The organism is Clostridium sp., from assembly GCF_036660475.1.
Taxonomy (GTDB): domain Bacteria; phylum Bacillota; class Clostridia; order Clostridiales; family Clostridiaceae; genus Clostridium_J.
This window is the reverse complement of record NZ_JAVXAO010000005.1, coordinates 134,321-146,166: the sequence shown is the minus strand read 5'-3', so window position 1 is coordinate 146,166 and position 11,846 is coordinate 134,321. Positions and strand designations below refer to the sequence as shown.

The window sequence follows — 11,846 nt, the reverse complement described above, 5'->3', positions numbered from 1 at the left end:
TAAAGTAGGGAGTGAATTATATGTATAAAAAAAGAGAAACCTTTTTACCTTATGCAATTCCTTTAATTGATGATAATGATATAAATGAAGTAGTAGATACATTAAAATCAGGATGGGTAGCTAAGGGTCCAAGAACTATCGAGTTTGAAAAGAAATTTGCGGAGTATACAGGTGCTAAGTATGCAATTGCTATGAATTCAGCAACAGCTGCACTTCATATTGCACTTATAGCAGCAGGAGTAAAGGCAGGGGATGAAGTTATAACTACACCTATGACATTTGCTGCTACTGCTAATACAATAATACATGCAGGGGCAACTCCGGTATTTGTAGATATAGATCCAGTAACATTCTGTATAGATGCAGATAAAATAGAAGAAAAAATTACAGAAAGAACAAAAGCTATAGTTCCGGTTCACTACACTGGCCATGCTTGTGATATGGATAAAATTAGAGATATTGCAAAGAAACATAATCTTTTTGTTTCTGAAGATGCTGCTCATGCTGTTGAAACATTCTACAAGGGTGATTTAATAGGTAAAAATGGTGATTGTGCGTGCTTTAGTTTTTATGCAACTAAGAATATTTGCACTGGTGAGGGTGGAATGCTTACTACTAATCGTGAAGATATAGCTGAAAAAGCAAGAGTTTTATCTACTCATGGTATGAGTAAAGCTGCATGGAATAGATATGGTAAAGGTGGAGCTTGGAGATATGATATAGAATATCCAGGTCACAAATATAACATGTTTGATATTCAAGCGGCACTTGCAAAAACACAAATGGAAAAGTTGGATTACATGCAAGATGTGAGAAAACATATTGTTGATAAATATACTGAAGCTTTTAAAAATTTAGATGGTGTTAAGATACCTGAGGTAGCAGAATACACAACACATTCTTGGCACTTATATGTTTTAAGGTTAGATCTTGGAAAGCTTACAATTGATAGAGATAAGTTTATAGAACTTATGGGAGAGGCAAATATAGGTACTAGTGTTCACTTTATACCAGTACATCTTATGAGCTATTATAGAGAAACTTATGGATATAGTGAAGGTGACTTCCCAGTTGCAGAAAGTTATTTTGATACAATAGTATCATTACCGCTTTATCCAAAGATGACAGAGGTTGATACTCAAGATGTAATCAATGCAGTTACAGATATAATTAATACACATAAAAAGTAATAATCATATTTCAAGGTAAGGCTTTGGTTTTAAAACTATAAAAGGTTTAATTATTACAAGGATTTATTGTAATAATTAAACCTTTTTTTATGTAATACATAGAAAAGATAGAGTGGATATTAATTTACATAATGAACAATAACAAAGAGTTTAGTATATATTAAATAATAAAGTGAAGGAAATACATGGAGAGAATAAATATTTCATTTATTCATATAATATTAATACATACTGTAATAAATTCTTAATAATAAAAAAATATTTTTTTTATTCAATAAATGGTATAATAGTTTTGGACGCTGAAGAGGAGGATTTATTTTGGAGAATAATATAATTATAAACATAAAAGAAAAAATTGATAACAAAAAAATGCAGTTTTTTGCCAAGAGAATTTTAGATATGTTTTTATCACTTATAGGAATAATAGTACTTATACCAGTATATCTGATTATTGCGATAGCTATAAAACTTGATAGTAAAGGTCCGGTATTATTTAAACAAGTAAGAGTGGGGAAAAATAGAAAAAATTTTAAAATATATAAATTTAGGACTATGGTAGTATCGGCAGAAGGCAAAAGAGATTTGCAAATAAATCCTAGTGATATGGACAATTTTGTATTTCAAAATAAAAATGACAATAGAATAACTAAAGTGGGAGCTTTTTTAAGGAATAGTAGCCTTGATGAAATACCGCAGTTATTTAATGTTTTAATCGGAAATATGAGCTTGGTTGGACCAAGACCAGAGATACCGGAAGTAGTAAAATATTACCCGGAAAATTATTATCAAAGATTATTAGTATTGCCTGGGATTACAGGACTTGCGCAGATTAGTGGAAGAGGCGAAATTGAATTAGGAAAAACTATTTATTATGATTTGACATATATCAGTAAGTTTTCTGTTTGGTATGACATAGAAATATTGTTTACAACTGTGTTTAAAGTATTTAAAAAAGAAGGGGCATTTTAGTAGAGTAAATAAGTTAGGGGAAAGTAAAGGTTATGGACAAGAATAGTGATAAAATAAGAGGGATTTTTTATATTGTAATAGCATCTGTGGCATTTGGAGTAATGCCTATACTTGCAAAGCTTGCATATGAAGGAGGCGCAAATGCTATAAGTACTCTCGCACTACGATTTACATTTGCATCTCTACTACTTTTTTATTATATTAAAAGTAAAAATATCTCACTTAAGATAACGAAAGAGCAATTTAAAATTATATTTTTTTTAGGTGTAGTAGGATACTCAATGACATCGATATTATTATTTATTGCTTATAATTATATTGATGTAGGTATAGCGGGAATGATTCTACATACATATCCTTTAATGGTTATGATTTTATCTATTATTATATATAAAGAGAAGTTTAAATTGAAAAAACTTATATACTTGATAATAACAACATTGGGTGTATTTATAATGTTGGATATAAAGGGGAGTAACTTTAATACTTTGGGCGTAGTTCTAGTACTATCATCTGCATTTTGTTATTCTATATATGTGTTAGGTGCATCAAATAAAAAAATTAGAAATATAAATAGTTATGTTATAACTTTTTATATTTCGGTAATATCTGCTATTGTAGGTGGGGGTATAGGGATAATAAGTAATAGCTTTGTAGGAAGAATAAATTTTTATGGACTAATTTCTATATTATTAATTGCATTTATATCTACAGTAATCGCACTTATGACTTTCTTAAAAGGGGTCAAGCTTATAGGACCAACAAATGCAGCTATATTTAGTGCATTAGAGCCTATAGTATCTTTAGTGTTAGGAATAATAGTATTAGGAGAACCAATAACGGTTAAAATAGTTGTTGGAAGTATTATGATAATTTTAGTTATGATTGCTTTAGCAAAGGATACTGTTAAGAATTAAGAATTAAGAATTAAGAATTAAGAATTAAGTGTGAAAACCTGCAATGATGAAAATTATTGTAGGTTTAATTTTTGGTACAGGGATAAATGTTAACCCTTTAATAAGGTAAACTGATAATATGTTAAAAATATTCGCAATTTTCTGACAGGGCAAATAGAAGGTTATTTTATGTTTATCAAGAATAGTATTTAATAGAAGATAATCTTAAATTATCAAGGGGGAATTAGTAATGAATAAAGTAATCATAAATGGAAATGACTTAACAATAGCAGATGTGATAAATGTTGCTAGAAATAATTATACGGTTGAAATTAGTAAAGAAGCAATAGAAAGAGTTAAGACTTCAAGAGCTATAGTAGATAAGATAGTTGAGGAAGATAAAGTTGTTTATGGAATAACTACAGGTTTTGGAAAGTTTTCTGACGTATCTATATCGGGTGAAGATTGTAAAGCTCTTCAAAGAAATCTTATTATATCACATGCCTGTGGATTTGGAGATAGTTTAGATACTGATATAGTTAGAGCAATAATACTACTTAGAGCAAATGCATTGTCAAAGGGATATTCAGGAATAAGATTATCTACGTTACATACGCTAATAGAAATGCTAAATAAAGGGGTTCATCCTATAATTCCTGAAAAAGGGTCATTAGGAGCATCAGGAGATTTAGCACCGTTATCACATATGGTATTACCGATGTTAGGAGAAGGCGAAGCAGAGTATCAAGGCGAGGTTATTGATGGTAGAGAAGCTATGAATAGAGCTGGTATTGAAATAGTTGAGTTAATAGCAAAAGAAGGCTTAGCATTAATCAACGGTACTCAAGTTATGACAGCAGTTGGAACTCTTGCACTATGGGATGGAATAAATGTAATTAAAAACGGTGATATAGCGGCAGCATTAACATTAGAGGGCTTAAGAGGTATAAAGGATGCCTTTGACCTAAGAACTCACAATATACGTCCACATGAGGGGCAAATTGAGACTGCTAAAAATATCTTAGCTTTAGTTGATGGAAGTTCACTAATAACATCTCAAGGGGAGATAAGAGTACAGGATGCATATACATTAAGATGTTTACCACAAATTCATGGTGCTTCTAAGGATGCTTTAAATTATGTGCAGCACAAAGTTGAAATAGAAATTAATTCAGTTACGGATAATCCTATTGTAACTGAAGAGGGCGATGTTATTTCCGGTGGAAACTTCCATGGTCAGCCTATGGCTTTAAGTTTTGACTTTTTAGGAATTGCTATGTGTGAACTTGCAAACGTATCTGAAAGAAGATTAGAAAGATTAATTAATTATCAGCTAAATGACCTTCCAGCATTCTTAGTTAAACATGGTGGGTTAAACTCTGGGTTTATGATAACTCAATATGCAGCAGCGGCGTTAGTTTCTGAAAATAAAATTTTAGCACATCCTGCAAGTGTAGATTCAATACCATCATCAGCTAACCAAGAAGATCATGTTAGTATGGGTACAATTGCTGCAAGAAAGGCAAGAGATATCATAAGAAATGTTGAAAGAGTTATAGCTACAGAAATTTTAGCGGCATGTCAAGCAATTGATTTTAGAGGCGAGTGTACATTAGGTAAAGGAACTAAGATTGCTTATGACACTGTTAGAAGTAAAGTAGATTTTATAGAAAATGATTTAGTTATGTATAAAGAAATTGATAAGGTTACAGAACTTTTATGCAGTGGAGAAATAGTTAAAAATGTAGAACAGGTTGTTAAAGTTAATTATTAATATAAGTTTATTACAGGTGTAGTAAATTTATTGAAATTAAAATTAATATCAAAACAGAATAAATTTAGTATAAATTATTAATAAAGAGGAGGAGTTAATATGGCAAGAATAGTTGAATGTATACCTAATTTTAGTGAAGGTAGAGACAAGGATAAGATAGAGGCTATAGTTAATGTATTTAGAGGAGTTTCAGGGGTAAAGCTTTTAGATTATTCTAGTGATGAAGATCATAATAGAACTGTTGTAACTGTTGTTGGAGAGCCAGAGGCACTTGAAAATGCTATTATAAATATGGCAGAAAAAGTTTATGAAAATATCGATATGAGTGTACACCAAGGTGGACATCCAAGAATGGGAGCTTTAGATGTAGTTCCATTTGTACCTATCGATGGAGTATCAATGGATGAGTGCGTTGAGATGGCTAGCAGAGTAGGTAAGGCAATTGGAGAGAGATTTAACATTCCAGTATACCTATATGAAAAAGCAGCGTCAGCACCGCATAGAGAGAATTTAGCTACGGTTAGAAAAGGACAGTATGAAGGTTTCTTTGAAAAAATAAAAGAGGCTAACTGGGCCCCAGATTTTGGTCCAAGTGAAGTAAATGTAAAAGGTGGATGTGTAGCAATTAGTGCAAGACAACCATTGGTGGCATTTAATGTAAACTTAGGCACTGACGATGTTAAAATTGCTGACACAATTGCAAAAACTGTAAGACACTTAGGTGGTGGTTTAAGATTTGTAAAAGCTATGGGTGTAAAGCTTGAGGATAGAAATATTGCTCAAGTATCTATGAATCTAGTAAACTATGAGAAGACAGCAGTCTATAGAGCTTTCGAAATGATTAAGATGGAAGCAAAACGTTATGGTGTGCCTGTTATCGGAAGTGAAGTTATTGGACTTGTACCAATGGCAGCATTGATTAATAGTGCAGAATATTATCTGCAAATAGAAAATTTCTCTATGGATCAAATACTAGAGAGAAGAGTAAATGAGTAATTAGCTAAACATTTCTAAGCTTCAGGGAAAGTGTAAATTTCCTCTGGAGCTTAGAAACTTATCAAGCAAATATGATATAAATATAAATAGAAATATTTAAATATGGTTATTAAAATATTAGTTAGTATTTAGAAATTATTTCATACCAACTATTATAGGTAATTAAAGTTTAGGAGTTGATGTTTTGGATATTTTAATTAAAAATATCGATTGTCTTGTAACTTGTGAAGGCAGTCATAGAAAAAAAGGAAAAGAAATGAATGATGCTAAAATCATAGAGAATGGTTTTATTGTTATAACTGATGATATTATAACTGCAGTTGGAAAAGATGATAATTATAAGACTTACATAAGTGAGGATACTGTAGTTATTAGTGGAAAAGGAAAAACTGTTACACCGGGGCTTGTTGATCCACATACTCATTTGGTTTACAGTGGTAGTCGTGAGAATGAGTTGCCGCTTAAGTTAAATAAGGTTGGATACATAGAAATCTTAAAAATGGGTGGAGGAATACTGAGTTCAGTAGAAAACACTAGAAAGGCATCAGTAGATGATTTAGTTGAAGAAGCCAAGGGTAGACTTGATATAATGCTAAATCATGGTACTACTACTGTTGAGAGCAAATCAGGATATGGTCTAGACTTAGTTAGCGAGAAAAAAATATTAGAAGTTAATAAAATATTAAATGAAACTCACTCTATAGATATAGTATCAACGTTTATGGGGGCTCATGCAATACCTAAAGAATATAAGGAAGATAGACAAGGGTTTATAAAGTTAATCATGGATGAGATGATACCGACTATTGCAGAAGAGAACCTTGCGGAGTTTATAGATTGCTTCTGTGAAGAAGGAGTATTTACTACAGAAGAATGCAGAGAAATACTTGAAAAGGGTAGGAAATATGGGCTAAAACTTAAATTACATGGTGATGAGGTTGAATCTGTAAAAGGGGCAGAGCTTGCTGGAGATTTAAAATGTATTTCAGCAGAGCACTTAATTGCAGCTTCTGATGAAGGTATAAAGTCTCTTAGCGAAAATGATGTAGTGGCTGTACTTTTACCATCTACAGCATTTTATTTAATGCTTGGTAAATTTGCAAGAGCAAGAGACATGATTGATAATAATGTTGCAGTAGCTCTTGCTACTGATTGTAATCCAGGAACTTCACCTACTGAATCTATGCAAAGTGTTATGACGTTTGCTTGCTTTGGTATGAGAATGCTTCCAAGTGAGATTATAAATGCAATGACAATAAATGCGGCTTGTGCTATAAATAGAGAAAAATCTATTGGGTCTATTGAAATAGGAAAGAAAGCAGACATTACTATGTTTAATAGCAAAAATTTAAATTATCTTGTGTATCATTTCGGAGTTAATTCTGTAGACAAGGTTATAAAAAATGGTAAAATAGTTGTGGATAGAGAAATAAATAAGTAGTTACAGGAGGAATATAGTATGTTAGATACAAAAACAATAAGAGAATTTATAGATGAACTTGGATCAAATTCACCAGCGCCAGGTGGTGGAAGTGTAGCTGCACTCTGTGCATCTTTAGGAAGTGCACTATCATCGATGGTGTTTAACTTAACAATAGGTAAAAAAGTATACGAAGCATTATCAGCTGAAGAAAAGGAATTAGTGGATAAGTACTTAGTAATATCAAGTAACCAAAAGGATGAATTCTTAGATCTTATGAATGAGGATACAGAAGCATTTAATGGGGTTATGGCAGCATTTAAAATGCCGAAGGAAACAGATGAAGAAAAGGCTAATAGAAGTGCTAAAATTCAAGAAGGTTATAAAGCCGCTACACAGGTACCATTAAAGGTGGCTAGAAAAGCATATGAGGTATATGAGGGAATTCTAGTATGTGTTAAGTATGGTAACAAGAATGCCATATCAGATGGCGGAGTAGCTGCACTACTTATACAGAGTGCTGTAGAGGGTGCAATTATGAATGTTAAAATAAATTTATCATCTATAAAGGATGAAGTGTATAATGAAGAAATAAGAAAAGAACTTAAATCATTAAGTGAAAATGGTATGAAGAAACAACAAGAGATATTGGCTATTGTAAATAGTCATATGTAAAAGTGTGCAAAATATATTTGTAATAACATGTGTAGAGGTTCAGTTTTTAATTAAACTGGGCCTTTTTATATATTTTAAATATACAATTAGTTTTTAATATGAGTGTTTAGGGAAATTCATATTATGAAAATTGAATTAGAGAATAAGATCTTATTTTCTAATTAGGAAAACATGAGGTCTATTCAACGGATAAAACGTAGAATGAAACAATAAAATGACATAATATGTATTATTTTTCTTTTTAAAATTTTGGAAAATACTGTAATAGTTTATAAATTTAGTGTATAATAATTTTAGTGTTCTAAATAGAATAATTATTAATACAATATAGGTTGGAGGGAAGTATATGTTACTTAGGTTTGAACCTTTAGATGATAAAGTGATAGTTACACTTCAGGGTGAGCTTGATCACCATAGCGCCGAGGAAGTTAGAACTAGAGTTGATGACATTTTAGACAAAGATGGCTTTAAAGCCTTGATTTTCAACTTCTCTGGAGTAAATTTTATGGATAGTTCAGGAATTGGCGCCGTAATAGGAAGGTATAAAAAAATGTCCCTTAGAGGTGGTAAAGTATGTTTAACAAATGTAACACCAGCGGTTAAAAGGATATTTGAACTTTCGGGTATGTTTAAAATAATTTCAATATATGACAATGTTGAAGAAGCACTAAGGAACATTTAGTGGGAGGAATTATTATGGAGAATAAAATTAAAGTTGAATTTACTAGTTTGTCAAAAAATGAAAGTTTTGCTAGGGTTGTTATTTCAGCATTTGCAGCACAATTAGATCCTACACTAGATGAAATTAGCGATATAAAAACAGCGGTGTCTGAGGCTGTTACAAATGCAATTATCCATGGGTATAAAAATGAGAGTGAAGACAACTATGTAAAGCTAGAGGGTGTAATAAATGGAAATGAACTCACTGTTAAAATAAGTGACATTGGCGAAGGGATAGATAATGTGGATATGGCAATGCAACCATTGTATACATCTAGACCGGATTTAGAAAGATCGGGAATGGGATTTACAGTTATGGAAACATTTATGGATGAATTAACAGTAGAGTCTATAAAGGGTGAGGGAACGACGATAACAATGAAAAAAGTTTTTAACTCTGTAAGATAGGTGAAAATATGAGTGGAAAAATTCATAAAAATAATAATTACAATTATGATGACAATAAACAACTTATAAGATTGGCAAAGGCAGGAGATGGTTCTGCACTAGATTATTTAACTGAAATGAATTTACCATTAGTATCCTCTATAAGTAAGAAATTTTTAAATAGAGGGTATGAATATGATGATATTTTTCAAATTGGATGTATAGGTCTCGTTAAAGCTATAAATAATTTTGATGATGGTTTTAATGTGAAATTCTCTACATATGCGGTACCTATGATTATTGGAGAAATTAAAAGATTTCTTAGAGATGATGGAATGATAAAAGTTAGTAGAAGTATTAAAAATACAGCTAGAAAACTTCATTATGATAAGGACGCATTAACAAAATCTCTAGGACGAGATCCTACGATTGAGGAACTTTCTGAATTTTCTAAGGTAGAAAAAGAAGATATAGTTATAGCATTAGAATCTGCTACTAGTATGCAATATTTATATGATACAATTCATCAAGATGATGGAGCTCCAGTGCTTCTTATAGATAAACTTAGTGAGGTTTATGAGGAAGATAATGAAGTTATTGATAAACTTGCATTAAAAGAAGCATTAAACAAACTAGATGTGAAATCTAGGCAGATTATAATATTGAGGTATTTTAAGGATAAAACACAAATTGAAGTTGCAAAGTTAATGGGTATAAGTCAAGTTCAAGTATCTAGAATAGAAAAGAAGGTTTTAAAAATAATGAAGGATAGACTTATAGGGTAATGAAAAATTAAAATAAACTTTACTATATAAATTTCAGAAAATACAGTAAGATTTTATAGTATTAGTTTAAAAAGATGCATTAGCATCTTTTTTTTTGTTTAAAATTCTATTAAATGCAAATACTATCTTTAGCACTTTTATAATTATATAAGGAGGAGCGTAATGAAAGTAAAGGAGAGTAAGATAAAAAGTCAATTTCAAAAGGTGTATGAAAGTTCTAAACCAAAGCCACCCATATTAAAAAATTGCTTTAGGGCATTTTGGACTGGTGGATTAATATGTATTATTGGAGAAATAATCTTTAAAATATTAATTTATTTTGGTCAAGATAAATTACAGGCAATGACATGGGAAACTGTAATTATGATATTTATTGGAGCGTTGTTAACTGGTATGGGCATATATGATAAAATTGGGGACTATTCAGGGGCAGGATCTGTAGTTCCTATTACTGGATTTGCAAATTCAATTGTGTCACCAGCTATAGAGTTTAAAAAAGAGGGATATGTATTTGGTGTTGCAGCAAAAATGTTTACTATTGCTGGTCCTGTACTAGTATATAGTATAAGTGCATCTGTAATACTTGGACTACTATATTATTTTTTTAGGTGGTAATGTTATGGCAAGAAAAATGGGAATACAAACAGCAGAGTTATTAAGTAAACCGAGGATAATGACAACTTATACAATTGTAGGACCTAAAGAGGGCGAAGGCCCCTTAGGCATTTATTTTGATGAAATATTGGCAGATGATATGTGTGGATGCAAAAGTTTTGAACTTGCGGAGAGTAAGATGCAATTAAATGCAGTTCAAAAGGTTATAGAGAGAGCGAACCTTAAAGAAAAAGATATTTCATGCATGTTTGCAGGAGATTTGTTAAATCAAATAATGTCATCATGTTTTATGGCTAGAGAAGTAGATATACCGTTTATAGGTATGTATGGGGCATGTTCAACATTTGTAGAGTCCTTATGTATGGCTTCGATGGCACTTGAAGGAGACTTTGGTGAACATGTTTTAGTGGCTACATCATCTCATTTTTCATCTGCAGAACGTCAATTTAGGTTACCACTAGAAATGGGAAGTCAAAGATCACCAGCATCACAATGGACAGTAACTGGTGCCGCAGCTGTAATACTAGCAAAGAAAGGTAAGGCGCCTTATGTAACTCATATAACTATTGGAAAAGTTAAAGACTATGGAATAAAGGATCCAAATGAAATGGGAGCAGCAATGTCTCCAGCAGCAGTGGATACAATTAAGCAACACTTTGAAGACACAGGTAGAAAACCTAGTGATTATGACCTAATAGTAACAGGTGATTTAGGGTCAGTAGGTAAACAAATAACTACTGAATTATTAAAGGAATATGGCTATAATATTGCACCTAATTATATAGATTGTGGTGATGAAATCTTTGATTGTCAGTGCCAAGGAACTAACTGTGGTGGTAGTGGTGCGGGATGTTCTGCAACAATAATGAGTAGTATGGTTTATAAAGGATTGCTGCAACACAAATATAAAAGAGTTTTATTAATTGCTACAGGAGCATTACTTAGTACTACCTCAAACCTCCAAGGGGAAACTATCCCAGGTATTGCACATGCAATTGCGCTAGAGTTCGGAGGTGAATAAAATGTTGATGGAATTTTTAAAAGTGTTTTGTGTAGGTGGTATAATTTGTGTTATAGGACAAATTTTAATGGATACAACTAAACTTACTCCAGCTAGAATTTTAGTATTATTTGTGGTTTCTGGGGTTGTGCTTCAAGGGTTAGGTATATATGAAAAGATAGCTGTATTTGGATTATCGGGAGCACGGATTCCATTACCTGGATTTGGATATTCACTTGCAAAGGGAGTTATGGAGGAAGTAGATAAAATTGGACTTCTAGGAGTTGTAACTGGAGGAGTAAAATCTACAGCTGCGGGAATAACGGCAGCTATAGTATTTGGATATATAATGTCAATTATCTTTAATTCAAAAACAAAATAAGCTCTAAGTAGTGAAAATGCAGCTTATGTAAATAATG

13 protein-coding genes are annotated in these 11,846 nt (G+C 31.7%); all 13 read left to right on the top strand.

Annotation, left to right across the window (positions count from 1 at the left end; genetic code table 11):
- Positions 1-20: 20 nt before the first annotated feature.
- The 13 genes from RSA29_RS08975 to spoVAE all read left to right on the top strand — a co-directional run bounded on the left by RSA29_RS08975 (position 21) and on the right by spoVAE (position 11,809).
- A complete protein-coding gene (locus tag RSA29_RS08975) occupies positions 21-1,190 on the top strand; it encodes a DegT/DnrJ/EryC1/StrS aminotransferase family protein (protein ID WP_346943172.1) in 1,170 nt (389 codons plus the stop codon).
- A gap of 315 nt (positions 1,191-1,505) precedes the next feature.
- A complete protein-coding gene (locus RSA29_RS08970; RefSeq protein ID WP_346943273.1) occupies positions 1,506-2,159 on the top strand; it encodes an exopolysaccharide biosynthesis polyprenyl glycosylphosphotransferase in 654 nt (217 codons plus the stop codon).
- A gap of 32 nt (positions 2,160-2,191) precedes the next feature.
- Complete coding sequence (locus RSA29_RS08965; protein ID WP_346933866.1) at positions 2,192-3,076, top strand: DMT family transporter; 885 nt, start codon at positions 2,192-2,194, stop codon at positions 3,074-3,076.
- A 229-nt stretch (positions 3,077-3,305) separates the two neighbouring features.
- Positions 3,306-4,829, top strand: coding sequence for a histidine ammonia-lyase (gene hutH / locus RSA29_RS08960; RefSeq protein WP_346943173.1), 1,524 nt, complete (start codon positions 3,306-3,308; stop codon positions 4,827-4,829).
- Between the two features lie 99 nt (positions 4,830-4,928).
- Positions 4,929-5,825, top strand: coding sequence for a glutamate formimidoyltransferase (gene ftcD / locus RSA29_RS08955; RefSeq protein WP_346943174.1), 897 nt, complete (start codon positions 4,929-4,931; stop codon positions 5,823-5,825).
- A gap of 190 nt (positions 5,826-6,015) precedes the next feature.
- Positions 6,016-7,266 (top strand): imidazolonepropionase, encoded by a 1,251-nt coding sequence (hutI, locus tag RSA29_RS08950; protein WP_346943274.1) that lies wholly within the window; start codon positions 6,016-6,018, stop codon positions 7,264-7,266.
- Positions 7,267-7,284: 18 nt separating this feature from the next.
- Complete coding sequence (locus RSA29_RS08945) at positions 7,285-7,920, top strand: cyclodeaminase/cyclohydrolase family protein (RefSeq protein ID WP_346943175.1); 636 nt, start codon at positions 7,285-7,287, stop codon at positions 7,918-7,920.
- A 346-nt stretch (positions 7,921-8,266) separates the two neighbouring features.
- On the top strand, positions 8,267-8,602 hold the full coding sequence (gene spoIIAA / locus RSA29_RS08940; protein WP_346933870.1) for an anti-sigma F factor antagonist: 336 nt from the start codon (positions 8,267-8,269) through the stop codon (positions 8,600-8,602).
- Positions 8,603-8,613: 11 nt separating this feature from the next.
- The gene (gene spoIIAB / locus RSA29_RS08935) at positions 8,614-9,048 is read left to right on the top strand and encodes an anti-sigma F factor (protein WP_346933892.1); all 435 of its coding nucleotides are present in this window, start codon (positions 8,614-8,616) and stop codon (positions 9,046-9,048) included.
- Positions 9,049-9,056: 8 nt separating this feature from the next.
- Complete coding sequence (gene sigF / locus RSA29_RS08930) at positions 9,057-9,812, top strand: RNA polymerase sporulation sigma factor SigF (RefSeq protein WP_346933871.1); 756 nt, start codon at positions 9,057-9,059, stop codon at positions 9,810-9,812.
- Positions 9,813-9,974: 162 nt separating this feature from the next.
- The gene (spoVAC, locus tag RSA29_RS08925) at positions 9,975-10,427 is read left to right on the top strand and encodes a stage V sporulation protein AC (RefSeq protein WP_346933872.1); all 453 of its coding nucleotides are present in this window, start codon (positions 9,975-9,977) and stop codon (positions 10,425-10,427) included.
- A gap of 4 nt (positions 10,428-10,431) precedes the next feature.
- The gene (gene spoVAD, locus RSA29_RS08920; protein WP_346943176.1) at positions 10,432-11,448 is read left to right on the top strand and encodes a stage V sporulation protein AD; all 1,017 of its coding nucleotides are present in this window, start codon (positions 10,432-10,434) and stop codon (positions 11,446-11,448) included.
- Positions 11,449-11,455: 7 nt separating this feature from the next.
- Positions 11,456-11,809: a stage V sporulation protein AE gene (spoVAE, locus tag RSA29_RS08915; RefSeq protein WP_346933893.1), complete on the top strand. Its 354-nt coding sequence runs from the start codon at positions 11,456-11,458 to the stop codon at positions 11,807-11,809.
- Positions 11,810-11,846: the final 37 nt, after the last annotated feature.

Excerpts from the sequence above, each read along its gene's own strand:
- RSA29_RS08965 (WP_346933866.1), top strand. The coding sequence starts at position 2,192 with ATGGACAAGAATAGTGATAAAATAAGAGGGATTTTTTATATTGTAATA.
- RSA29_RS08975 (WP_346943172.1), top strand. The coding sequence starts at position 21 with ATGTATAAAAAAAGAGAAACCTTTTTACCTTATGCAATTCCTTTAATT.
- spoIIAA (WP_346933870.1), top strand. The coding sequence starts at position 8,267 with ATGTTACTTAGGTTTGAACCTTTAGATGATAAAGTGATAGTTACACTT.
- spoVAC (WP_346933872.1), top strand. The coding sequence starts at position 9,975 with ATGAAAGTAAAGGAGAGTAAGATAAAAAGTCAATTTCAAAAGGTGTAT.
- RSA29_RS08945 (WP_346943175.1), top strand. The coding sequence starts at position 7,285 with ATGTTAGATACAAAAACAATAAGAGAATTTATAGATGAACTTGGATCA.
- sigF (WP_346933871.1), top strand. The coding sequence starts at position 9,057 with ATGAGTGGAAAAATTCATAAAAATAATAATTACAATTATGATGACAAT.
- ftcD (WP_346943174.1), top strand. The coding sequence starts at position 4,929 with ATGGCAAGAATAGTTGAATGTATACCTAATTTTAGTGAAGGTAGAGAC.
- spoVAD (WP_346943176.1), top strand. The coding sequence starts at position 10,432 with ATGGCAAGAAAAATGGGAATACAAACAGCAGAGTTATTAAGTAAACCG.
- spoVAE (WP_346933893.1), top strand. The coding sequence starts at position 11,456 with ATGGAATTTTTAAAAGTGTTTTGTGTAGGTGGTATAATTTGTGTTATA.
- hutH (WP_346943173.1), top strand. The coding sequence starts at position 3,306 with ATGAATAAAGTAATCATAAATGGAAATGACTTAACAATAGCAGATGTG.